Below are 23,047 nucleotides of genomic sequence, written 5' to 3' on the forward strand. Positions count from 1 at the left end.
GATGCGATGCGCACTCTCTTTGAGGAGTGCGCAACCAGGAATACGCAATACGCGGCTTAGACCTGCATGCTGACGCAGTCGATTCACTTGTTAGTGGATCGCTTCCAACAACAGCATTGCCGTCTTACCAGACGTCTTTCGCAACAAAGGCCCGGCGATCGATGCGCCGGGCCTTTGTGTGTGTGTGCAACGCCTGCCGCGCAGTGGCGCCGGCCAGCGAGCCCCGCGCTGGCGCAGCGCGGATCGTCTACTTGCCGGAAAGCGCTGTCGCCGGCACCAGTTGCTCGATGTTCTGATTGAAGTTCACCGCCACCCGTCCGTTCTGGATGCCGACCGACTCCACCTGCACATTGCCCATCACCGCCGCGATGGCCGGGTCGATGCGATAGATCGGCTCCTTGCGCGCGTAATCGGCCAGCCAGGCATTGAGCAACTGGCGGGTGCTGTGGTCGAGCTTGGCGCCGGCATTGGCAGGGCGGAAGTCATCAATGGTGGGTTGATCAAGATAAAAGCCTTGCTTGGCCACGTCGTAGCGCAGCGCACTGGTCAAGGTCACATTGCCGACCGGTGCCGGCGCGCCACCCGCGGTGGCCAGGGCCAGATCGAAGGCCATCTTGAGCCGGTCGCCCGGCGGCAGCGACAGCGCCGGATTGCTGACCGTCATTTCGACCAAGCCACCCAGTGCGTCATGCGTCTGCGGGAAGCGGCCACCCAGGAATTGCTGCAGATCGCTGCCCTGCACACTGATTTGATGTCCCTGGATCTGCGGCGTGGCCCAGGCGCCGGTGACGGGCATCGCCAGGGCGAGGGCGAGCATGGATCCGGCAAGCGAACGCAGTTTCATCGGGTGACTCCGGTAGCAGATGACATCACCTTAGTCTGCGCCGGTGAACCACGGGTTAGCGCAGCACCGGCTGCAGCGTCGCCGAATAGATCTCCCATGTGTCGCTGCCGGCACGGGGTTGGAGTCGATACGCACCGACCAGACGCTGCGTGCCGGTGGTGGTATGCACGGTCAGTTGCACCGGTACTTCGATCAGCTTGGGTGGATGTTGCTGGTCCAATGCGATGGGCGGATCGTTGTTGATACGCATCGACTGGATATTGGTGATGCCGCGTAGCACTGCGTCGTCCGGCACCGGTGAGGGATGACCCCCGGTCCATAGCGCATCGGCATCCGCGCGTGCGGCACCGGGTAGTGCGCCCAGATACCGATGCACGGTGGCGCTTGCTTTGGCGAATTCGGCGCGCGCTGCGGCGTCGTTGGGGTCCGGTGCCGGCACCAATGGTGCAGGCGCTCCGGCGTTGGTGACTGTGCTTGGATTGCCTGTCACAGCCCGGGTTGGCGACGAGGTCGCAGCAACAGGTGTGCGTTTGTCTTCGGTGCGCTGACAACTGCAGCCAGCGATTGCAGCGGCAAATACCACGATTCCAGCCCAGCGCATGGCGCGTCCCCCATCCCGATGCGCGCAGTGTAACGGTCCGCGCAATGCGGCGATGCAGGCCTCAAGCGCCTGGCGTTGGGTGCACGCGCTGCAGGCGCTCCAGCAGCAGTTGCAGCTTTGGTCGCAATACATCCAGCGCATCGCTGGGCTGCGCGCGCGGGCGGGCGGCCAGATCTTCCAGCAGCTGCGAGCCGACGGTCAGCGCGGCGCATTCGTCGCTGCTCAGGTCGCGACGCAGGTGCAACTCTTCGAGCAGCCGCATCCAGTCGGCGCGCGAGCGCTGTTCGAACTCGATGGTGCAGCGGTCGTCGCAGGGGCGGCCATCGCTTTCGATGGGCGTGACCGTAATGCGATAGCGTTTTCGGGGCATGGAGATGGCGTCGTTGCTGGGCTGTCTCCACCATAGGCGCAGCGTGCGGTGGCCTCGATAGGGCAGGCCATGACGCAGTGTTCCAACATGTTCACTGTGCCGGCTGTGGTGCGGGTTTGCGCAGCAGCGGCAGCGGATCGTACGCACCGTTGCGCCCATAGACCCCATAGTGCAGATGCGGCGGCGTGCCGCGCGCGTTACCGGTGGTGCCGACCATGCCCAGCGGTGTGCCGGGCTCGACCACATCGCCGACCTCCAAGCCTGCGGCCCAGTCGTCCAGATGCGCGTAGTAATGCCGCTGCATGGCCGGCCCCAGCACCCAGACCTGCTTGCCTCCCAGGCCTTGATCGCGAATGGCGCTGACCACGCCGCGGGTTGCAGACAGCACCGGCGTGCCGCGTGGCGCGAAGATATCCACACCGGCATGGCTGCGATCGCGGCCACGCGGCGCGCCGAAGGTATCGGCGATGCGGCGTGCCTGCACGCCTTCGACCGGAATCTGCAAAGACGTCGGCGGCGGCATCCGTGACAGCTCCCAGCTGGTGCGCAGCTGCTCGGCGATCGGCAACTGCCAGGCCCAGCGTGCGGCGACACCCAAGGCGCACAGCAGGGCGACCGACACCAGCAGGCGGCGCACGCGGCGTGCGGGGCTGCGGGCGGTGGACAGCGGTGTAGTCGATGGAGGGTGGGGCGATGGATCGGTCACATGCACCTGCTGGTTTGCGAGTCAGCACGCAGGGTAGGCAAGCGGCGATGAGCGGCATGTGGGTGATCACGCATGCGGTATCGCGCGCAAAAAAAAGACGGCCCGCAGGCCGCCTTCGTTAGACCGGATGCGTGCTCGATTAGAGCGCGGCATCCTTCAACTTCTTCAGCAAGCGAGCCTTGACCTTGAAGCTGGCCGGCTTTGCGGCAAAGGTCTGCTCTTCCTTAGTGAAGGGGTTGATGCCCTTGCGCTTGGGCTTGGCCGGCACATGGACGCTGGTCAGCTTCAGCATGCCCGGCAGAGTGAACGAGCCGGCGCCCTTTTTGCTCAGCGAGGAATGTGCAACGGATTCCAGCGTCGCCAGAACGGCGCGGACGTCCTTCGGAGCCAGCTGGGTGGATTCGGCGATGTGCGCGACCAGGCCGGTCTTGCTCAGTGCTTCCTTGATTGGCTTCGGCGCGGCGGACTTGGCAGCGGCGGCCTTCGCCGGCTTTGCGGTCTTGGTGGCGGCGACCTTTTTCACTGCCTTTTTGGGGGCAGCCTTCTTAGCGGCGGTTTTTGCCATGAGTTATGTATTCCGTATTCGTAGGTGGTGTTGGGTCTGCCGACCCAGTCGGCAACGCGAAATGTAGGGCAACTGCTGCGCGCCGCCAATAGGCAAACGATGAAACAACGCGAAAAAAGCGTCTTTCGACGGGGATTCGTTCACCAGCGGCAGAAAACGCGTACGAAACGCATTGTCGAGTCGGTTGCGATGTGCGCGTTGACGAAGCGTCTGACGCAGAGCAGCAGGTCTTCAGCGCGAGCTTGCGTGCATGATCGAGCAGGCGATCTGGCGTTGGGTGTTGCCGAAATCTGCGGCTGGCTGATGGTGTTGGTCGGCATGGCGAGCGCGGATGGATCGCCGTTATGCAGGATCTCTGCAGTGCCGACGGATCGACTGCATACCTGCGATCAGCTTTGGTTGCGAGGAAATCCTGCGCTTCTTCGTTAGCGGATTCGCTAATCGTTGGCGGCCGACAGGCTACGGCCGCGCTCGGTGGCTGCGGTGATTGCGCTTGCGGTGAGCGCTTCGAAGCCGCCGGCCTGGAATGCCTCGATCGCCGCCTGCGTGGTGCCATTGGGCGAGGTCACGCGGCGGCGGAGCACATCCGGTGCCTCGCCTGATTCGGTGAGCATGCGCGCGGCGCCAAGCACGGTTTGCAGCACCAGCGTGCGTGCGGTGTCGGCGGGCAGACCCTGCGCCTGCGCAGCAGCCTCCATCGCTTCGGCCAGCAGAAAGACATAGGCCGGGCCGCTGCCGGAGACGGCGGTCACCGCGTCCATCTGCGCTTCGTCGTCGATCCACACGGTGACGCCGGCGCTGTCCAGCAAGCGGGTCGCCTGCACGCGTTGCGCGTCGGAAACGCGCGCAGTGGCGTACAGCCCGGTGACGCCGGCGCCGAGCAGGGCGGGCGTGTTGGGCATTGCGCGCACCACTGCCACGTCACCGCCCGACCAGCGCTGCAGTTGCGTTGCGGTGATGCCGGCAGCGATGGACAGCAGCAGCGGCTGCTGCGCCTGCGCAAGGTCGGCCAGCTGTGCGCACACCGAAGGCAGCACTTGCGGTTTGACTGCCAATACCCAGATGGCCGCGCCGTCCACGGCGGTGCGGGCGTCTTCCACGGCGTGCACGCCGAAGTCGCGCGATAACGCCTCGCGCAATTCGGCAATCGGCTCGGCCACGCGGATGCTGGTTGCGGGCACACGTTGCCGGATCAGCCCGGCAATCAGGCTGCGCGCCATGTTGCCGCCACCGACGAACGCGGTGATTGCAGCGTTGGGATGCGAAGACGCGGGCGAACAGGGCAGAGTCATTGCAGCACCTTAGGTCAGAAAGATCGGTAATCGACGCGCGAGGCCGATCAGGACGCGGCGGCAGGCGACGAGGCGCGTTCGCCAAACAATGCGGTACCGACACGCACCATGGTGGCACCGGCCGCGATCGCTTCGGCGAAATCCGAACTCATGCCCATCGACAAGGTATCCACCTGCGGGTAGCGACCCTTGAGGTCTTCGAATAGCGCCTGCATGCGAGTAAACGCAGCCGCGCGCCGTGCCTGCTCGGGAAACGGCGCGGGAATCGCCATCAGCCCGCGCAACTGCAGACGCGGTTGCAGCGCGATGTCACGGGCCAGCGCATCGATCGCCTCCGGCGCGCAACCGTGCTTGCTGTCCTCGTCGTCGATATTGACCTGGATCAGCACGTTCAACGGCGCGCGATCGTCCGGGCGGTAGCGCGCCAGCAGCGGAATCAGTTTGGCGCGGTCCACGGTCTGCACCCAATCAAAGCATTGGCTGGCCAGTTCGGCCTTGTTGGATTGCAGGTGGCCGATCAGATGCCATTCCAATCCCAGCGCATGCAGTTCGGCGATCTTGGCCTGCGCTTCCTGCACGTAGTTTTCGCCGAACGCGCGCTGGCCTTGCGCCGCCAACACGGCGAGGGCATCCGCAGGCCTGGTCTTGGACACTGCGAGCAGGCGTACATCGGTATGGGCCTGCTGGGTCGCGGCGGCGTGGATGGCATCGAGAATCTGCTGTAGCGACGAAGCCGTCACGTGGCATTCCAGGAAAGAGGTGGAGCGCTATAGTGCCGCCCTGCGGTGTTTGGTTCCAACCGGCCGCGGGAAGTTGGGGATCGGTGACGCTGCGAAAGCTGCCGCCAGGCCGGAAGTGTGCCCGCTGGCACTGATCGAGCGGCACGCCGCAGTGTCGGCGACACGCAGCAAGCTCCGTGCGGCCAAGGCCGAAACCAACCCCTTCAGGCTCGCCTGACAGTGCCAGCCTGAACCGGTGTCGGGCCGCTTCCCGCCAGCAGCCAGAACGCTATACTGCCGCTCGGGGAGTACCTTCCAATCGCAGCCTAGGGGAAAAGCAGCGCATGGATATCGCTGAACTATTGGCGTTTTCTGTCAAAAATAAGGCATCGGACCTGCATCTGTCGGCCGGCTTGCCGCCGATGATCCGTGTCGATGGCGATGTCCGTCGCATCAATATTCCGGCGTTGGACCACAAGCAGGTGCACGCGCTGGTCTACGACATCATGTCGGACAAGCAGCGCCGCGATTACGAGGAATTCCTCGAGGTCGACTTCTCGTTCGAGATTCCCTCGCTGGCGCGCTTCCGCGTCAATGCGTTCAACCAGAACCGCGGCGCCGGTGCGGTGTTCCGCACCATTCCCTCCGAAGTGCTGACGCTGGAAGACCTGGGCTGCCCGCCGATCTTTCGCCAGTTGATCGACCAGCCGCAGGGCCTGATCCTGGTCACCGGGCCGACCGGTTCGGGCAAGTCGACCACGCTCGCCGGCATGATCGACTACATCAACAAGAACGAATACGGCCACATCCTCACGGTCGAGGATCCGATCGAATTCGTGCACACCTCGCAGAAGTGCCTGATCAACCAGCGCGAAGTGCACCGCGACACGCACGGCTTCAACGAGGCGCTGCGCTCGGCCTTGCGCGAAGACCCTGACATCATTCTGGTCGGCGAGTTGCGCGATCTGGAAACCATCCGCCTGGCGCTGACCGCAGCAGAAACCGGCCATCTGGTGTTCGGTACCTTGCACACCAGCTCGGCGGCCAAGACCATCGACCGTATCGTCGACGTGTTCCCGGCCGGCGAAAAGCCGATGGTGCGCTCGATGCTGTCCGAATCCCTGCGCGCGGTGATCTCGCAGGCACTATTGAAGAAGGTCGGCGGCGGACGTACCGCCGCCTGGGAAATCATGGTCGGCACCCCGGCGATCCGTAACCTGATCCGCGAGGACAAGGTGGCGCAGATGTATTCGTCGATTCAGACCGGCCAGCAATACGGCATGCAGACGCTGGATCAGCATCTGCAGGACCTGGTCAAGCGCAGCCTGATCACACGCAACCAGGCGCGCGAATACGCCAAGGACAAGCGGATATTCGAGTAGCCAGGATTCGGGATTCGGGATTCGCAATGGCGATCTCCCGGACCGGACCCCGCTCTTGCGAATCCCGAATCTCCCATCCCGAATCCCTGCTCCAGAGGAGCACGCCATGAGCACTATCGACTTCACCTCGTTCCTCAAGCTGATGGCGCACCAGAAGGCGTCGGATCTGTTCATCACTTCGGGCATGCCGCCGGCGATCAAGGTCAACGGCAAGATCAGCCCGATCACCCAGACACCGCTGACGGCGCAACAAAGTCGCGATTTGGTGTTGAACGTGATGACGCCGTCGCAGCGCGAAGAATTCGAAAAGACGCACGAGTGCAACTTCGCCATCGGCGTGTCAGGGGTCGGGCGTTTTCGTGTGAGCTGCTTCTATCAGCGCAACCAGGTCGGCATGGTGCTGCGCCGGATCGAAACGCGGATTCCCACGGTGGAAGAGTTGAGCCTGCCGCCGGTGATCAAGACGCTGGCGATGACCAAGCGCGGCATCATCATCTTTGTGGGCGCCACCGGTACCGGGAAGTCGACCTCGCTGGCGGCGATGATCGGTTACCGCAACCAGAATTCCACCGGGCACATCATCACCATCGAAGATCCGATCGAATTCGTGCACAAGCACGAAGGCTGCATCATCACCCAGCGCGAAGTCGGCATCGATACCGACAGCTGGGAGAACGCGCTGAAAAACACCCTGCGCCAGGCGCCGGACGTGATCATGATCGGCGAGGTGCGTACCCGCGAAGGCATGGACCACGCGGTGGCATTCGCCGAAACCGGCCATCTGGTGCTGTGCACCCTGCACGCCAACAACGCCAACCAGGCGATGGACCGCATCATCAACTTCTTCCCGGAAGATCGCCGCAATCAGCTGCTGATGGATCTGTCGCTCAATCTCAAGGGCGTGGTCGCGCAGCAGTTGATTCCGACTCCGGACGGGCGCAGCCGTCGCGTGGCGATGGAGATCATGCTGGGCACCCCGCTGGTGCAGGATTACATCCGCGACGGCGAGATCCACAAGCTCAAGGAGATCATGAAGGAGTCCACCAACCTGGGCATGCGCACCTTCGATCAGAGCCTGTTCGAGCTGTATCAGGCCGGCGAAATCAGCTACGAAGACGCGCTGCGCTATGCCGATTCGCAGAACGAAGTGCGCCTGCGCATCAAGCTCTCGCAGGGCGGCGACGCCAAGACCCTGGCGCAGGGGATGGATGGTGTGGAGATTGCCGAGGTTCGGTGAGTCGCCCAGGACCGCTGCGCCCTGGTGCATTCCGGTGCATGGTCGTGGCGTAGCACGCTGAAGAAATCACCTGCACAAGGTTGCCGGAACTTGGCGCCTCATCTCTGCGTGCAAGCGTCTGCTGCAAAAAGACAGGGTAAAGACCGCACTGTTGGTCGATGAACATGCAGCGCAGCAGTGCGCGCCTGCGGTGACGTTTCAGATGTAACCAGGCGGGCCGATAGTGTCTAATATCGCACCCCATTGCAGTGCCCGAACCTGTGAGCCTTCCCGATTCCGATCTGCGTCCGGAGCAAGAACCGCTGCCCGATGACGGCGCTGTGGTCACCTCCGGCCCGTTGACGCCGCCGCCGGATTCGGCCGGCACCGCGGCCGACGATCATGCCTATCACCACTCGGTAGCCGAGGACGCGCAAGGCATGGTGCTGGCGACGCTGGTGGCCTCGTTGGGCCTGGCGATCTTTGCCAAAGGCGGCCTGATGATCGGTGGCATGGCCGGTGTCGCATTCTTGCTGCATTACGCGTTGCACTGGAATTTCGGTCTGGTGTTCGTGCTGGTGAATCTGCCGTTCTATTGGCTGAGCGTGCGCCGCATGGGCTGGGAATTCACCTTGAAGACCTTCGCCGCAGTCGGCGCCTGCGGTGCGCTCACCGACCTGATACCGCGCTGGGCCGAGTACGCACATATCAGTACGCTGTTTTCGGCGATTGTCGGCGGCGCGCTGGCGGGCCTGGGCATCCTGTTTTTCATCCGCCATCGCGGCAGTTTGGGCGGCATCGGCATCCTGGCGGTGTACCTGCAGCGCGAGCGCGGCTGGAGTGCGGGCAAGGTGCAGATGAGTTTCGATGCGATGCTGATGCTGGTCGCCTTCACCATCCTCACCCCGGACAAGGTGCTGTATTCGGCGCTGGGTGCGTTGATGCTGAGTCTGGTGTTGATGTTCAATCATCGCCCGCACCGCTATATGGGCGTGTGACTCAGGCGATGGCTGGCGTGCCGCTGGCGCAACCGTGCTAGGCAACTGCATGCTATGCATCCCGGGCGGCATGTAATCCATCGGCACTGCCACGTATGCGGCATGCCTCTATCTGCCGGCATGCGCTCGATCGTATCGCCGCTATGCGTTTTCGCTCAGCATCCACGGCGGCGACAGTGCCTGGATATGCGCAAACACCGGGCAATCTTCATGATGCGCGCCAGGTAGGTAGCCCAGGCTCATCAGGAATTCGCCGGTGATTTCGCCGCCGGTGAAGCGAAAGGTCTTCTTGAACAGCTTGATCCAGTCTGGCTTGGCGAGCGGGTGCCGTGCATCCAGCCATTGCGCGAAGCTGCCGTGCGAGGCGCGCAGCGTCTGGATGACCTGCGCGTTATGGATCGCCGCCAGCACCTTGAGCCGGTTGTGGATGATGCCGGCATCGCCCATCAGCCGAACGATGTCGGCCTCGCCATAGGCCACCACCGTGTCCACGTCGAAACTGTCATAGGCGCGCTGGAAATTGCTGCGCTTGCGCAGGATGGTTTCCCAGCTCAATCCGGCCTGATTGATTTCCAGCACCAGCCGCTCGAACAGCTCGCGTTCGTCGCGCTGCGGGAAGCCATATTCGTACGCGTGGTAGTGGCCGTGGACAGGATGGCCTGGGGCGATGCTGCAATAGCCGCTCATGGGGCTGCCTGTGATGTGCGCCGTGGTGGTGGGCCGGCGCGATGGAAAGAGGGGTCAAGCCTGGCGAATACAGCGCCGCCCAGCGCCAAGTCTGGATGAACAAGCTAGCAGCGCAGAATGCATCGCACGAGCCCGGCTTGCATCGCCAGCGACAACCTGAACGCATAGGTCAGAAACGGCACCGGCACCGCGTTCGCAGTCCGGCCCATCGTCAGCATCGGCCGCCCACAGCGCCAGGCAAGCGTCAAGTATGGCAGCGGCTCTGCGCGCGGCGGAGCGAACGGCTAGAATGCGGCCATGTCCGTTTTGCCCACGCCTCTGGCCAACCAACTGCTGATTGCGCTCCCGGCGCTGTCCGACCCCACCTTTTCGCGTAGCGTCGCGCTGATCTGTCAGCACGACGAGAACGGCGCGATGGGCGTGTTGGTCAATCGGCCCTCCGAATACACGCTGGGCGAAGTCCTGTCGCAAATGGGCATCGACACCGTCGACGAGCACCTGCGCGAGCAGATCGTGCTCAGCGGCGGGCCGGTGCATCCGGAGCGCGGCTTCGTCATACACGACGATGCGCGCGAATGGGATTCCTGCCTGGAAGTGGGGCAGGGCGTGTTCCTGACCACCTCGCGCGATATTCTCGAAGCCATGGCGGCCGGCGACGGCCCGCGCAATGCGCTGGTGGCGCTTGGCTGTGCCGGCTGGGGCGCGGGGCAACTCGAGTTCGAACTGGGCGAGAACAGCTGGCTCACCGCGCCGTCGGATGCCAATGTGCTGTTCGCCACCGCGCTGGAAGATCGCTGGCAGACCGCTGCCGGGCGCATCGGCGTGGATCTGTTCCGGCTGACGGATTATTCCGGGCATGCCTGAGGCGGGCGCGATCCGCCCGGATGGCACGGTGCTGGGCTTCGACGTAGGGTCGCGCCGGATTGGCGTGGCCGTGGGCACCGCGCTCGGTGCCGGCGCACGCGCGGTCGCCGTCATCAACGTGCATGCCACCGGTCCCGACTGGGCCGCGCTGGATCGTGTGCACAAGGAATGGCGACCCGATGGCCTGGTGATTGGCGACCCGCTCACCCTTGACGATAAAGACCAACCCGCGCGCAAGCGCGCGCATGCCTTTGCCCGCCAACTGCGCGAGCGCTATGCGCTGCCGGTGGTGCTGATCGACGAGCGCTCCAGTTCGGTCGAAGCCGCGCAGCGTTTCGCGCGCGAGCGCGCCGATGGGCGCAAGCGCCGCCGCGATGCCGAAGCGCTGGACGCGATGGCGGCCGCGGTCATTGTCGAACGCTGGTTGGCCGCGCCCGACCAAGCCACTCTTCTTCCCTGATATTTCTCGACCTGCGATGACCACCATGCAACTCGATTCGGACGGACGCCTGCGCCACCTGCTCACCCTGGAAGGACTGCCGCGCACCACGCTGCTGCAACTGCTCGATCGCGCCGGTCAGATCCGCGACGCCGCGGTAGGGCGCGTCGGCAAGCGCAGCGTGCTGGCCGGGACTGCGGTGTGCACATTGTTTTTTGAACCCTCAACGCGCACGCGCAGCTCGTTTCATCTGGCTGCGCAGCGGTTGGGTGCAGACGTGCTCAATTTCGATGCCTCCACTTCGTCCACCCGCAAGGGCGAGACCGCGCGCGACACCTTGAAGAATCTCGAGGCGATGGGCGTGCGTGGCTTTGTGGTGCGCCATCCCGACGACGGTGCGGTGGAAGCGCTGGCCGAGGCTGCAGGCGAGGGCACCGCCTTGATCAATGCCGGCGACGGACGCAGCTCGCATCCCACCCAGGGCCTGCTCGACATGCTCACCCTGCGCCAGGCCAAGGGCACCGATTTTTCCAAGCTCAAGGTGGTAATTGTCGGCGACGTGAAGCACTCGCGTGTGGCGCGTTCGGACCTGCACGCATTGCGCACCCTGGGCGTGGGCGAGATTCGTGTATGTGGTCCGGCCAGCCTGCTGCCCGACGACGACATGCTGGACGGCTGCGTGGTCGGCGAAGATTTCGACGCGATGCTCGAAGGCGTCGATGCGCTGATGATGCTGCGCCTGCAACGCGAGCGTATGGAAGAAGGCCTGGTGCCGTCGCTGGAGCAATACCACACCGATTACGGGCTAACCCGCGCGCGCCTGGCGCGTGCCGGTCGCGATGCCGCCGTGCTGCATCCAGGCCCGATCAACCGCGGCGTGGAAATTACCGACGAGGTCGCCGATGGCGCGCAATCGTGCGTGCTGCGCCAGGTCGCCAACGGCGTCGCCGTGCGCATGGCCGTGCTGGAAACCTTGCTCGGCTAAGCAAACGCAGCAATGCGACCGCGTAGCCATAGTAGTGCGCGGTCGTTGTTCGGATAGGCATCGCAAGTACCTAGAACCTTGCTGCCAAGATCGCGCAGCGCGCTTCGCCTCTGCGAATCCCCAATCCCAAATCCCGGCACCAAGCCGTAACACCCACTGGCCTATCGTGGCAGCTCCTTTCATCGCAGGAGATCGCAATGGGTATTTCACGTCACGCCACCGCTCACTGGGAAGGCGACCTCAAGACCGGCAAGGGCCAGCTCAGCACGCCGCAGAGTGGTTTGCTGGAAAACACGCGTTATGCCTTCAGCAGCCGCTTCGGCGACGAGAAGGGTACCAATCCGGAAGAGCTCATCGCAGCCGCACATGCCGGCTGCTTCACCATGGCGCTATCGGCACAGCTGACCGAGGCCGGCTTTCCGCCGACCTCGCTGGATACGCGCGCCGACGTGGATCTGTCGATGGAAGGCGGCCCGCAGCTGTCGCAGATCCGCCTCAAGCTCAAGGCCGTGGTGCCGGGGATCGATGAAGCCAAGTTCCGCGAACTTGCCGATGTCGCCAAGAAGAATTGCCCGGTGTCCAAGGCGCTGAGCGCGGTGCCGATCAGCCTGGAAACCGAATTTTCCAGCTGATGCACACAAGGCTGCGCTGCGCCGGTGTTGCATGCCGGCGCACGCAGCTGGCGGCAACCTGAATAGGGCTTTGCAGGGTCGGTCTGGTTCAGGGCGGTTTCACTGGCGCAGGCCGAGCATCTGCAGCGTGTCCTCCCTGTAGAAGTGCCGCGATGAAAACTCTTGTGCTTGGTGCTCTGGTGATTGGTCTGGCGGTTGCGGGCAACGCAACGGCGCAGCGCTATGACAGCGGCTACCGCGATGGCGGTCGTAGTGGGTATGAGGACGGTCGTTACGAATACGCACGCGTGGTGCGTGTCGATCCGATCATCGTGACCGATTCGTATAACGAACGCAGCAGCGAACGCTGCTACAACCGCCCGTCCAACGGCTACTACACCAGCAACGATGGCTACTATCGCGATGGTGGCGGTTACGGCCAATCGGGCGTGTCCAATCGCGGTGTGGCCAGCGTGATCGGCGGTATTGCCGGTGCGGTGCTCGGCAGCCAGGTTGGCGGCGGCAATGGCCGCTTGGTCGGTACTGCGGTCGGCACCATGGCCGGTGTTGCGGCAGGCCGCTCGATCTACGAGGCCAACAATCGCAATTACCAAGGCAACGTCAGCGTGTGCGAGCCGGTGTCCTACCGTCGCGAGAGCGATCGTGTGGAAGGTTACGATGTGACATACGAATATGCCGGCCGCACCTATCACACGCGTAGCGACTACAACCCTGGCGATCGCATTCGCGTGCGCGTTGACGTGCGTCCTGACTGATCTGGTTGGTCACGACGGCTTCAAATCAAAAAACGCTGCGGGGGACCGCAGCGTTTTTTGTTGGAGTGCAGGTCACTGAATTGTTCGCTGAAAGCGTATGCGCGTATCGATCGATGCGCGGCAGTTGGAAAAATCAGGTAACTCGGACGAGGTCATTGCAGCTTGATATCAGCGTCGAGCGGTAACGGGCCGGTTGATGTAAGGCACCGTTCGCTTAAGTGTCACGCCCAATCCAGCGTCCCGCGAATCACCGTCTGCACCTGGCCGCCGGACCACACATCGCCGTCGGCATCGATGCGCAATTCCAGCAAGGCATCGAAGCCGATTTCGCGGCCCTGGCTGACCACATAGCGTCGCGCCTTGCCCGGCAGTGCCTGGCGGCTGTCCAGCCATGCGGCGAGCACCGCATTGGCCGCGCCGGAAGCGGCATCTTCGAAGCGGCGGCCGTTGCCGACGAAGGCGCGGACGGCGAGGTCGTAGGCGCCCGGCGCGGCGGCGCGCGCGTAGGCGAACACGCCCATGCTGCCGGTGGATTCGGCCAGCGCAGCGATTGCCTCCCACTCCGGTTGCAGACCACGCAGCGCGGCCTCGCTGGCCAGCTCCACCACCCACCAGGTGCGGCCGCCGTCCATCAGTGCAGGCGGCAGGCTGCCGAGCGGCCAGCCGCGCAGGGCATCGCGCAGGCGCGGGTCATCGGCCTGCACCTGCTCGGCCACGCGCGCGCGCGGGGTGCGGATGGCGATGCTGCGGTGATCGTCGATCTGCTCCACGCGCAACGGTAGCTGGCCGGCGATGCCGTCCTGGATCAGCACGCCATCGTGCGGCGCGGCCAGGCCGGCCTCCAGGACCGCATGCGCGGTGCCGACACTGGGGTGGCCGGCAAACGGCACCTCTTTTTGCGGCGAAAACATCCGCAGCCGATAACTGCTGTGCGCATCCGGTGCCGCAAACACGAAGGTGGTTTCCGGCAGTTTGGTCCAGCGTGCGATCGCCTGCATCGCCGCGTCGTCCAGGCCTTCGGCATCGAGCACCACGGCCAGCGGATTGCCGCTGCCGGGGCGGGCGGAGAACACATCCAGTTGCAGGAAGCGGCGTGTGGTCATGAGGGAAACTCTGCGAGCAAGGCGCGGCAGCTTACCAATCGATACGACCGTCGATCACTTGTCGCGTCGTTCCGCCAATCCACACTTCGCCTTCGTCATCGACGTCGATGTGGACGCGCCCATCGCGGCCGACCTCGCGGCCCTGGCTGGCGACATAGCGCGAGGCGGTGCCCGGCAAACGACCTTCGCCGTGCAGGCGCGCGGCGATGCACGCGTTGGCGCTGCCGGTGACCGGATCTTCCGGAATGCCGTCGCCGGGGCAAAATGCGCGCACCACCAGGTCGGCGTCGCCATGGGGATCCGGCGCGTAAATGGCCAGCCCGGTGGCTGCGCTGGCCTGGGTGAGGCGGGTGATGGCAGCCAGGTCGGGTGTTGCCTGGCGCACCGCCTGCGCATCGGCCAGTTCCAACAGCCACCAGTTCGGGCCGTTGTTCCACAGTGCTGCCGGATGTTCGGGCACACGCAATCCTGTGCAGGCTGCGCGCAACGCTGCGGCGTGCACCTCGCCGGTCGCGATCGCCCGCGCGCGTGGTGCCCGCAACCGCACCAGCAGTGCGCCATGCCGGTCGATCACCTGCACCGGCAACACGCCCGCCGCGCATTGCTGGCGCATGAGGCCATCCGGCTTGAACGCGACCAGCCCGTGCGTTGCCGCGGCCCATGCCGCACCCACGCTGGGGTGGCCGGCGAATGGCAGCTCGGCGCGCGGCGTGAAGATGCGGATGTGGTAGTCCGCATCGGGCGCGCTGACCGGCAGGAAAAAGATCGTCTCCGACAGGTTCAGCCACGCGGCCATCTGCTGCATCTGCGCGGACGACAACGTCTGCGCGTTGAGGACCACGCCCAACGGATTGCCGTTGCCGTATTGGCCGCCGAAGACATCCAGTTGCAGGTAGCGGTACTTGCTCATGGGGGGGAATTCAGGTCGATGGAATGCGCGGCGATGGTTGCAGCGCAAACCGTTACGGCAGTGGACGCGGCGCTCGGCGTGCTGTGATCGCACCCGGGATCATGCGGGCGATATTGGCAGTAGAATCGGAGGTTCCGCCCGGCGTACCGGGCATCTTTCCCCCATTCTAAACGCCTATCTCAATGTCAGCTCCCCACACTACCGATCGTTGGATCGTCCTCAAGTTCGGCGGCACCTCGGTGTCGCGTCGTCATCGCTGGGACACGATTGGAACACTGGCGAGCAAACGGGCGAACGAGACCGGCGGCCGCGTGCTGGTGGTGGTGTCCGCGCTGTCGGGCGTGACCAACGAACTCACCGCGATTGCCGATGGCGCCGCCGACAGCGCACAGCGCGTGGCCGCGCTGGAGCAGCGTCATCGCGAATTCCTGGCCGAGCTGGAACTGGACGCCGATGCGGTGCTGGGCGAGCGACTCGCCGCACTGCATGCCTTGCTGGGCGATGCGCGCGCGGCAACACGCACGCTGGACTGGCAGGCCGAGGTGCTGGGGCAGGGCGAGTTGCTGTCCTCCACCATCGGCGCGGCGTATCTGCATGCCAATGGCCTGGACATGGGCTGGCTGGACGCGCGCCAGTGGCTGTCGGCATTGCCGCCGCAGCCCAATCAGAGCGAATGGTCCAAGCGCCTGTCGGTGTCCTGCCAGTGGCAGTCCGATGCGCACTGGCGCGCGCGTTTCGATGCGCAGCCCACGCGCTTGCTGATCACCCAAGGCTTCATTTCGCGGCACGCAGATGGCGGCACCGCGATTCTGGGGCGTGGCGGTTCGGATACCTCGGCGGCGTATTTCGGTGCGCTGCTTGGCGCCAGCCGGGTGGAAATCTGGACCGACGTGCCCGGCATGTTCAGCGCCAATCCCAAAGAGGTGCCGGATGCGCGGCTGCTGACCCGCCTGGACTATTACGAAGCGCAGGAAATCGCCACCACCGGCGCCAAGGTGCTGCACCCGCGCTCGATCAAACCATGCCGCGATTCCGGCGTGCCGATGGCGATCCTGGACACCGAGCGCCCCGATCTGCCGGGCACCAGCATCGACGGCAATGCGGAGCCGGTGTTGGGCGTCAAGGCGATCAGCCGCCGCAACGGGATCGTGTTGGTGTCGATGGAAGGCATCGGCATGTGGCAGCAGGTCGGCTTCCTGGCCGATGTGTTTACGCTGTTCAAGAAGCATGGGTTGTCGGTGGATCTGATCGGTTCGGCCGAGACCAATGTCACCGTGTCGCTGGACCCGTCCGAGAACCTGGTCAACACCGATGTGCTGGCGGCGCTGTCGGCCGATCTGTCGCAGATCTGCAAGGTCAAGATCATTGTTCCTTGCGCGGCAATCACCCTGGTCGGGCGTGGCATGCGCTCGCTGCTGCACAAGCTCTCCGATGTGTGGGCCACGTTCGGGCAGGAACGCGTGCACATGATTTCGCAGTCGTCCAACGACTTGAACCTGACCTTCGTCATCGACGAAGCCGATGCCGATGGCCTGCTGCCGATCCTGCATGCGGAGTTGATCGATAGCGGCGCGATGCCGGTGAGCGAAGGCGAGGTGTTCGGCCCGCGCTGGCGCGAGATCATCGGCTCGGTGCGCCCGCGGCCAACACCGTGGTGGCATGCCGAGCGCGCGCATCTATTGTCTCTGTCAAAAGCCGGTACGCCGCGTTACGTGTATCACCTGCCCACGGTGCGTGCGCGGGCGCATGCACTGGCGCAGATTGCCGCAGTGGACCAGCGCTATTACGCGATCAAGGCCAATGCGCATCCGGCGATCCTGATGGCGCTGGAGCAGGCCGGTTTCGGTCTGGAATGCGTCTCGCATGGCGAGCTGCGCCGCGTGTTCGACACCTTGCCCGAGCTTTCGCCGCGGCGCGTGCTGTTCACCCCGAGCTTTGCGCCCAAGGCCGAATACGAAGCCGGCTTTGCGCTGGGCGTGACCGTCACCGTGGACAACGTCGAAGCGTTGCGGCGCTGGCCGGAGGTGTTTCGTGGCCGCAACGTGTGGTTGCGCATCGACCTGGGGCATGGCGACGGGCATCACGAGAAGGTCAACACCGGCGGCAAGGCGTCCAAGTTCGGCCTGTCCTCCACGCGCGTGGATGAGTTCGTCGAACTGGCGCGCACGCTCGAAGTCACCATCACCGGCGTGCATGCGCACCTGGGCAGTGGCGTGGAGACTGGCGAACACTGGCGGATGATGTACGACGAACTGGCCGGCTTTGCGCGCCGCATTGGCACGGTGGAAACCATCGACATCGGCGGCGGCTTGCCGATTCCGTACAGCGCCGAGGACGAACCGTTCGATCTGGAGCTGTGGGCCAAGGGCCTGGCCGAGGTCAAGGCAGTGCATCCGGGCTACCGGCTGGCGATCGAGCCGGGCCGTTACCTGGTGGCCGAAGCCGGCGTGCTGCTGGCGCAGGTGACCCAGGTGATCGAGAAGGATGGCGTGCAGCGCGTGGGCCTGGATGCGGGCATGAATACGCTGATCCGCCCCGCGCTGTACGACGCCTGGCACGACATCGAAAACCTCAGCCAGCTCGACGCGCCTGCCGATGGCGCATTCGATATCGTCGGGCCGATCTGCGAATCCTCCGATGTGTTCGGCAAGCGTCGTCGTCTGCCTGCCGCCACCGCGCCGGGCGATGTGATGCTGGTGGCCGATAGCGGTGCCTACGGGTATTCGATGGCCAGCACCTACAACCAGCGCGAATTGCCGCGCGAAGAGGTGATCGATGCGCCCGCAGGCTGAGTTCATCGCGCTCAGCACGCTGGCCGGTGGCGTTGCGATGATGTTCGCCACCGCGCTCCAACAACTGAGCTTTGGCATGCTGTGGTCCGATACGCTCAAATGGGCGCTGCCGGCACTGGTCGCCGCCGGTATCGGTGCGTGGTTGGCCTTGCGTTGGCAACGTCGAGGCGATGCGCCGGCTCCCACGCGTCGCAGTGGCGGGATGGCGGTGCGCACGGTGCTGTTGAGTGCGCTGAGCTATGTGCCGGCGGTGGCGCTGTATCTTGCAATTGCCTTCGCGGTGTCTGGCGGTGCAACGGCCGGACGTCTGGATGTGCTGTTGCTGGCGGTGCTGTTCGGGTGCCTGCCCCTGCTGTGGGCCGCGGTGCCGTTTTCCATGATTGAATATGTCCTGTGCCGACGTTATCTGCGTCGCGTACGTGTTCCTGCAGGTAGTCCATGAGCGCTTTCGACAAACACCAGATTTCCACCTTTCGTTTCGTGCGTTGCGCACTGGATGCGCAGACCGGCGTAGCGACGCTGGTGTATGCCTTCGATCAAGGCCCGGAGCTGGTCGAGACCGTTGCAATACCGGGCGCTCCGTTCGTGCTGGACGGTGCGCACGCCATTGCCGTGCAGCAGGCGCTGCGCATCCTGCATCTCATCGCGGGTGTGAGTTATTTCAAGGCCGCGGTGCCGCCGACCATCCAGATCGACGACTACGCCATCGATGCCGAGACCGCTGCGCTGGTGGAGAGCGTTTACCTGCATGGCCTGGGCGAGTTCGCCTATCGCAATGGCTTGAACCTGCACGGCAAGATCCACTTTCCGGTCGGTACACAAACTGCTGGCGATGCGCCTGCGATCGGCCTGCGCGAGCATGCCTTGGTCGCCATCGGTGGCGGCAAGGATTCGCTGGTCAGTATCGAAGCGCTGCGGCATGCCGGCATCGAGCAGACCGTGAGCTGGATCGGCGGCTCGCAGCTGATCCGCGCCTGCGCCGAGCGCACCGGTTTGCCGCTGCTCAATATCGGCCGCGTGCTTGCATCGGAGCTGTTCGAACTCAATCGCCAGGGCGCGTGGAACGGGCATATTCCGGTCACCGCGGTGAACTCGGCGATTCTTGTGTTGGCTGCGTTGCTCAACGGCGTGGATCAGGTGGTGTTTTCCAACGAACGTTCGGCCAGTTATGGCAGCCAGATTCCCGGCACTGGCGAGGTCAATCACCAGTGGTCCAAGGGCTGGGCGTTCGAGCAGGCGTTCGGCGATTACGTGCAGCGGCATGTTGCGGCGGATCTGCGTTATTACTCGTTGCTGCGGCCGTTGTCGGAGTTGGCGGTGGCGCGTCAGTTCGCCAAGACCGACCACTACGACGCGCATTTTTCCAGCTGCAACCGCAACTTCCACATCATGGGCGAGCGCCCGGTGCATCGCTGGTGCGGGGTGTGTCCCAAGTGCCATTTCGTGTTTCTGGCGTTGGCCCCGTTCATGCCGAAGACGCGCCTGGTCAATATCTTCGGGCGCAACCTGCTCGACGATCCCGCGCAGGCCGGCGGCTACGATGCGCTGCTGGAATTCGAAGATCACAAGCCGTTCGAATGCGTCGGCGAAGGCCGCGAATCGCGCGCGGCGATGGCGGTGCTGGCCAGCCGTGCCGAGTGGAAGGAAGACGCGTTGGTGATGCGCTTCAGCCGTGAGATACAGCCGCAACTGGACCAGCAGGAGCTGCAGCTGGAGCCGTTGATGGCCATCGATGGCGAGCACCGTATTCCGTCGGCGCTGTGGGAGCGCGTGCGTGCGAATTTCGCAGCTTGAGGGCAGGGCGGTTGCGTTATGGGGCTGGGGGCGCGAAGGACGCGCGGCGTATCACGCGCTGCGCGCCGTGCTACCTACGCAATCGCTGACGGTGTTCTGCAACGCCGAAGAAGCGCGCGAGCTCGATGCGCTGGCCGACCCCGCGTTGCACGTAGAAACCGATGCCAGCGCGCAGGCGCTGGGCCGGTTCGACATCGTGGTGAAGTCGCCCGGTATCAGCCCGTATGGCGCGCAAGCGCAAACCGCGGCAGCCGAGTACGGCACGCAGTTCATCGGCGGCACCGCGTTGTGGTTTGCTGAACACGCGCAGCCTGACGGCAGCGTGCCCGGCGCCATCTGTGTCACCGGCACCAAAGGCAAGAGCACCACCACCGCGTTGCTGGCGCATCTGCTGCGCGCGGCCGGGCATCGCACCGCGCTGGTCGGCAATATCGGCCAACCTCTACTGGAAGTGTTGGCGCCACAGCCGCCACCGGTGTATTGGGCGATTGAGTTGTCCAGTTACCAGACCGGCGAAGTCGGGCGCAGCGGCGCGCGTCCCGAGCTGGCACTGGTGTTGAACCTGTTTCCCGAGCATCTGGACTGGCATGGCGACGAGGCGCGCTATGTGCGCGACAAGCTGTCGCTGGTCACCGAAGGCCGCCCACGCATTGCCTTGCTCAACGCTGCCGACCCGTATCTGACGCAGCTGCAGTTGCCCGATAGCCAGGTGCGCTGGTTCAACCATCCCGACGGCTGGCATCTGCGCGGCGATGTGGTCTATCGCGGCGAACAGGCAATCTTCGATACCGCCGATGTGCCGCTGCCGGGCGAACACAATCGGCGCAACCTGTGTGCTGTGCTGGCGGCCGTGGAAGCGCTGGGTCTGGATGCGGCAGCGCTGGCGCCGGCCGCACTGACGTTTCGCCCGTTGCCGAACCGCTTGCAGTTGCTTGGCAGCGTGGATGGCATCAGCTACGTCAACGACTCGATCAGCACTACGCCGCATGCCTCGTTGGCGGCGCTGGCGTGTTTTGCGCAGCGTCGCGTGGCCTTGTTGGTCGGTGGACACGATCGCGGGCTTGATTGGCATGAGTTTGCCGAACAGATGGCGCATCACGCCCCGCTGGAAATCGTCACCATGGGTGCCAATGGGCCGCGTATCCATGCGCTGCTGGCTCCGTTGGCGGAAGCCGGTCGCTTCGGTTTGCATGCTGCCAACGATCTGGAGCACGCCATGCAGCTGGCGCGCGATGCACTGGGCGAGCAGGGCGGGGTGGTGTTGCTATCGCCAGGGGCGCCCAGCTTCGGCGCGTATCGCGATTACGTCGCGCGCGGCCGGCACTTCGCACAGCTGGCGGGGTTCGACCCGGCCGCGATCAGTGCGATTCCTGGATTGGGCGTGCAGTAGATTCAATCGGCACCGATCAGGTGCCGAGCAGCGCATCACAACATTCGCACCAGGCGCGGTTTCGTCCATCCGCTTCACTCTGGCGAGTGCGTTGGCGCCGTGTGCCTGTAGGGCCTGCGCGCAGCCAACTACGCATTCCCTGCGCTAGAGGATTTCTTCAACGAAGGCGTTGGCGACCGGTGCGGCGCCAACGCCATTCGATCAATGCGTGCGTTCCACGGCGTAACGCGCCAGGCCGCGGAGTGCGGCAACCGCAGGGCTGGCTGGCAAGCCATCCAACGCCTGTTCGGCGGCGGCGGCATATTCGGCGGCACGCTGGCGGCTGTAGTCCAAACCACCGGTGGCGTGGATTGCCGCCAGCACTTCGGGCATTGCGCCGGCATCGCCTTGTTCGACGATCTGGCGCAGGCGCTCCCTGGTGGTCGCATCCGAGTGCGCCATGGCGTGGATCAGCGGCAAGGTGGCCTTGCCTTCGGCCAGGTCGTCGCCGAGGTTCTTGCCCAGGTCGGTGGCGTCGGCGGCGTAGTCGAGCACGTCGTCGGCAATCTGGAAGGCGAAGCCCAACTGCATGCCGTAGTCGTACAGGCGTTGCTGCACGTGCGCATCTGCGCCCGAGGCCAGTGCGCCCAGGCGCGTGCCAGCGGCGAACAACACTGCGGTCTTGCGCTCGATCACGCGCAGGTAGGCGGCTTCGTCGGTGTCGGGGTTGTGCACGTGCAACAGCTGCAACACCTCGCCTTCGGCGATGCGGTTGGTGGTATCGGCCAGGATCTGCATGACTTCCATGCGGTCCAGCTCGACCATCAGCTGGAAGCTGCGCGAATACAGAAAATCCCCCACCAATACGCTGGGCGCATTGCCCCACAGCGCATTGGCGGTGCTGCGGCCACGGCGCAGATCCGATTCGTCCACCACATCGTCGTGCAGCAGCGTGGAGGTGTGGATGAACTCGACGATTGCCGCCAGCTGATGGTGCTCCGGGCCGGAGCCGCCAGCGGCGTGGCCGGCCAGCATCACCAGCATCGGACGCAGGCGTTTGCCGCCGGCAGAGATGATGTGATCGGCAATCTGGTTGATCAGCACGACGTCCGACGCCAGACGACGGCGGATCAACGCATCCACCGCAGCCATGTCGGGCGCGGCGAGGGACTGGATCTGGGGCAGGCCCAGAACGGTGGGGAGGTCTTCGGCGATGGTCATGCGCAGGCGTTCGTGATGTACGTGGATTATAGGTGCCTGGGCCAGATCCGTCCCGCCGGCGCTGCCGCCGGCCTTCACATCGGGCGCAAACCCTTATGGCGCTTGATGCCGGCATGGCGCGCAGATGCCGGATCCCGACCTGTCCGCGCGGTATTCCCCGGCCCGCAGGTACGCCAACGCGCCGGTGTCGCGCGCGGGGAGTGCGGTAACATTGGCGCCAAGACATTCACCGCCGCGCCCCATTGGCGCCGGCGCACCATCTCGGAAATATCTATGGCCCGCGGCATCAACAAAGTCATCCTCGTCGGCAACCTCGGCAACGATCCCGACACCAAGTACACCCAGGCCGGCATGGCGATCACCCGCGTGAGCCTGGCCACGACCAGCATGCGCAAGGACCGCGAAGGCAACAACCAGGAGCGCACCGAGTGGCACCGCGTGGTGTTCTTCGGAAAGCTGGGCGAAATCGCCGGTGAGTACCTGCGCAAGGGCTCGCAGGTGTACATCGAAGGCGAGTTGCGCTACGACAAATACACCGGCCAGGACGGCGTGGAAAAGTACAGCACCGACATCGTCGCCAACGAGATGCAGATGCTCGGCGGCCGTGGTGAAGGCGGCGGTGGCGGCGGCATGGGCGGCGATCGCCCGCAGCGCGCGCAGGCTCCGCGCCAGCAGCAAGGTGGCGGTGGTGGTGGTCAGGGCGGCGGTCAGGATTACGCACCGCGTCGTCAGCAGCCGGCCCAGCAGCAGGCCGCGCCGCCGATGGATGACTTTGCGGATGACGATATCCCGTTCTAATTTTT

24 protein-coding genes are annotated in these 23,047 nt (G+C 64.7%); 13 read left to right on the forward strand and 11 right to left on the reverse strand.

Translation table 11 applies throughout. The annotated features are described in order from the left end of the window. Positions 1-247 precede the first annotated feature (247 nt). From XcyCFBP4188_RS02065 to XcyCFBP4188_RS02095, 7 genes are all read right to left on the reverse strand, one after another. A complete protein-coding gene (locus XcyCFBP4188_RS02065) occupies positions 248-844 on the reverse strand; it encodes a YceB family lipoprotein (RefSeq protein ID WP_006448893.1) in 597 nt (198 codons plus the stop codon). Between the two features lie 55 nt (positions 845-899). After that, positions 900-1,286, reverse strand: a complete 387-nt coding sequence (locus XcyCFBP4188_RS02070) for a hypothetical protein (RefSeq protein WP_006448892.1) — start codon at positions 1,284-1,286, stop codon at positions 900-902. Positions 1,287-1,506: 220 nt separating this feature from the next. Continuing rightward, positions 1,507-1,815: a DUF3861 family protein gene (locus XcyCFBP4188_RS02075; RefSeq protein ID WP_006448891.1), complete on the reverse strand. Its 309-nt coding sequence runs from the start codon at positions 1,813-1,815 to the stop codon at positions 1,507-1,509. 91 nt (positions 1,816-1,906) lie between these two features. Beyond that, positions 1,907-2,527, reverse strand: a complete 621-nt coding sequence (locus tag XcyCFBP4188_RS02080) for a M23 family metallopeptidase (RefSeq protein WP_074057704.1) — start codon at positions 2,525-2,527, stop codon at positions 1,907-1,909. Between the two features lie 133 nt (positions 2,528-2,660). Next, positions 2,661-3,086 (reverse strand): HU family DNA-binding protein, encoded by a 426-nt coding sequence (locus XcyCFBP4188_RS02085; protein WP_043889331.1) that lies wholly within the window; start codon positions 3,084-3,086, stop codon positions 2,661-2,663. Between the two features lie 437 nt (positions 3,087-3,523). Then, positions 3,524-4,378 carry a pyrroline-5-carboxylate reductase gene (gene proC / locus XcyCFBP4188_RS02090; RefSeq protein ID WP_006448888.1) on the reverse strand — a complete coding sequence of 285 codons (855 nt, stop codon included), beginning with the start codon at positions 4,376-4,378 and terminating at the stop codon, positions 3,524-3,526. A gap of 47 nt (positions 4,379-4,425) precedes the next feature. Further along, on the reverse strand, positions 4,426-5,118 hold the full coding sequence (locus XcyCFBP4188_RS02095; protein WP_006448887.1) for a YggS family pyridoxal phosphate-dependent enzyme: 693 nt from the start codon (positions 5,116-5,118) through the stop codon (positions 4,426-4,428). Between the two features lie 323 nt (positions 5,119-5,441). On the opposite strand from XcyCFBP4188_RS02095, the gene XcyCFBP4188_RS02100 reads away from it, so the two are divergent. The 3 genes from XcyCFBP4188_RS02100 to XcyCFBP4188_RS02110 all read left to right on the forward strand — a co-directional run bounded on the left by XcyCFBP4188_RS02100 (position 5,442) and on the right by XcyCFBP4188_RS02110 (position 8,693). After that, entirely contained in the window at positions 5,442-6,479 is a 1,038-nt protein-coding gene (locus XcyCFBP4188_RS02100) for a type IV pilus twitching motility protein PilT (protein ID WP_006448885.1), read from the forward strand. Between the two features lie 106 nt (positions 6,480-6,585). Next, the gene (locus XcyCFBP4188_RS02105; protein WP_006448884.1) at positions 6,586-7,716 is read left to right on the forward strand and encodes a PilT/PilU family type 4a pilus ATPase; all 1,131 of its coding nucleotides are present in this window, start codon (positions 6,586-6,588) and stop codon (positions 7,714-7,716) included. 302 nt (positions 7,717-8,018) lie between these two features. Then, the gene (locus tag XcyCFBP4188_RS02110) at positions 8,019-8,693 is read left to right on the forward strand and encodes a YitT family protein (protein ID WP_043889842.1); all 675 of its coding nucleotides are present in this window, start codon (positions 8,019-8,021) and stop codon (positions 8,691-8,693) included. A 141-nt stretch (positions 8,694-8,834) separates the two neighbouring features. On the opposite strand, the gene XcyCFBP4188_RS02115 is transcribed toward XcyCFBP4188_RS02110, so the two are convergent. Next, positions 8,835-9,380 (reverse strand): DNA-3-methyladenine glycosylase I, encoded by a 546-nt coding sequence (locus tag XcyCFBP4188_RS02115; RefSeq protein WP_104591550.1) that lies wholly within the window; start codon positions 9,378-9,380, stop codon positions 8,835-8,837. Positions 9,381-9,677: 297 nt separating this feature from the next. Between XcyCFBP4188_RS02115 and XcyCFBP4188_RS02120 the strand changes: the two genes are divergently transcribed. The 5 genes from XcyCFBP4188_RS02120 (at position 9,678) to XcyCFBP4188_RS02140 (ending at position 13,055) form a co-directional block, all read left to right on the forward strand. Beyond that, entirely contained in the window at positions 9,678-10,244 is a 567-nt protein-coding gene (locus XcyCFBP4188_RS02120; protein ID WP_006448880.1) for a YqgE/AlgH family protein, read from the forward strand. Further along, a complete protein-coding gene (gene ruvX / locus XcyCFBP4188_RS02125; RefSeq protein ID WP_006448879.1) occupies positions 10,237-10,704 on the forward strand; it encodes a Holliday junction resolvase RuvX in 468 nt (155 codons plus the stop codon). Before XcyCFBP4188_RS02120 ends, ruvX begins: the two co-directional genes overlap by 8 nt. Positions 10,705-10,720: 16 nt before the next feature. Next, complete coding sequence (locus XcyCFBP4188_RS02130; protein WP_006448878.1) at positions 10,721-11,668, forward strand: aspartate carbamoyltransferase catalytic subunit; 948 nt, start codon at positions 10,721-10,723, stop codon at positions 11,666-11,668. A 197-nt stretch (positions 11,669-11,865) separates the two neighbouring features. Continuing rightward, positions 11,866-12,300 carry an OsmC family protein gene (locus XcyCFBP4188_RS02135; protein WP_006448877.1) on the forward strand — a complete coding sequence of 145 codons (435 nt, stop codon included), beginning with the start codon at positions 11,866-11,868 and terminating at the stop codon, positions 12,298-12,300. 152 nt (positions 12,301-12,452) lie between these two features. Then, a complete protein-coding gene (locus tag XcyCFBP4188_RS02140) occupies positions 12,453-13,055 on the forward strand; it encodes a glycine zipper 2TM domain-containing protein (RefSeq protein WP_043907356.1) in 603 nt (200 codons plus the stop codon). A gap of 221 nt (positions 13,056-13,276) precedes the next feature. Here XcyCFBP4188_RS02140 and XcyCFBP4188_RS02145 read toward each other — a convergent pair whose 3' ends face one another. Both XcyCFBP4188_RS02145 and XcyCFBP4188_RS02150 read right to left on the reverse strand, forming a co-directional pair. Continuing rightward, the gene (locus XcyCFBP4188_RS02145) at positions 13,277-14,158 is read right to left on the reverse strand and encodes a PhzF family phenazine biosynthesis protein (protein WP_006448875.1); all 882 of its coding nucleotides are present in this window, start codon (positions 14,156-14,158) and stop codon (positions 13,277-13,279) included. 31 nt (positions 14,159-14,189) lie between these two features. Further along, positions 14,190-15,068: a PhzF family phenazine biosynthesis protein gene (locus XcyCFBP4188_RS02150; RefSeq protein ID WP_006448874.1), complete on the reverse strand. Its 879-nt coding sequence runs from the start codon at positions 15,066-15,068 to the stop codon at positions 14,190-14,192. Positions 15,069-15,250: 182 nt separating this feature from the next. Here XcyCFBP4188_RS02150 and XcyCFBP4188_RS02155 point away from each other — a divergent pair, with 182 nt between their 5' ends. From XcyCFBP4188_RS02155 to murD, 4 genes are read left to right on the forward strand one after another with little or no spacing between them, the layout of a single operon-like run. Continuing rightward, the gene (locus XcyCFBP4188_RS02155) at positions 15,251-17,860 is read left to right on the forward strand and encodes a bifunctional aspartate kinase/diaminopimelate decarboxylase (RefSeq protein WP_104591551.1); all 2,610 of its coding nucleotides are present in this window, start codon (positions 15,251-15,253) and stop codon (positions 17,858-17,860) included. Next, the gene (locus XcyCFBP4188_RS02160) at positions 17,844-18,302 is read left to right on the forward strand and encodes a hypothetical protein (protein WP_006448872.1); all 459 of its coding nucleotides are present in this window, start codon (positions 17,844-17,846) and stop codon (positions 18,300-18,302) included. Before XcyCFBP4188_RS02155 ends, XcyCFBP4188_RS02160 begins: the two co-directional genes overlap by 17 nt. Further along, a complete protein-coding gene (gene murL / locus XcyCFBP4188_RS02165) occupies positions 18,299-19,654 on the forward strand; it encodes a UDP-N-acetyl-alpha-D-muramoyl-L-alanyl-L-glutamate epimerase (protein WP_006448871.1) in 1,356 nt (451 codons plus the stop codon). Before XcyCFBP4188_RS02160 ends, murL begins: the two co-directional genes overlap by 4 nt. Further along, positions 19,635-21,044: a UDP-N-acetylmuramoyl-L-alanine--D-glutamate ligase gene (gene murD / locus XcyCFBP4188_RS02170; RefSeq protein WP_043907354.1), complete on the forward strand. Its 1,410-nt coding sequence runs from the start codon at positions 19,635-19,637 to the stop codon at positions 21,042-21,044. Before murL ends, murD begins: the two co-directional genes overlap by 20 nt. 201 nt (positions 21,045-21,245) lie before the next feature. Here the strand turns inward: murD and XcyCFBP4188_RS02175 are convergent, their stop codons facing one another. Beyond that, positions 21,246-22,244, reverse strand: a complete 999-nt coding sequence (locus tag XcyCFBP4188_RS02175; protein ID WP_043907352.1) for a polyprenyl synthetase family protein — start codon at positions 22,242-22,244, stop codon at positions 21,246-21,248. A gap of 273 nt (positions 22,245-22,517) precedes the next feature. On the opposite strand from XcyCFBP4188_RS02175, the gene ssb reads away from it, so the two are divergent. After that, a complete protein-coding gene (gene ssb, locus XcyCFBP4188_RS02180; protein WP_006448868.1) occupies positions 22,518-23,042 on the forward strand; it encodes a single-stranded DNA-binding protein in 525 nt (174 codons plus the stop codon). Positions 23,043-23,047: the final 5 nt, after the last annotated feature.

The organism is Xanthomonas hortorum pv. cynarae (genome assembly GCF_002939985.1).
Lineage (GTDB): Bacteria > Pseudomonadota > Gammaproteobacteria > Xanthomonadales > Xanthomonadaceae > Xanthomonas > Xanthomonas hortorum_D.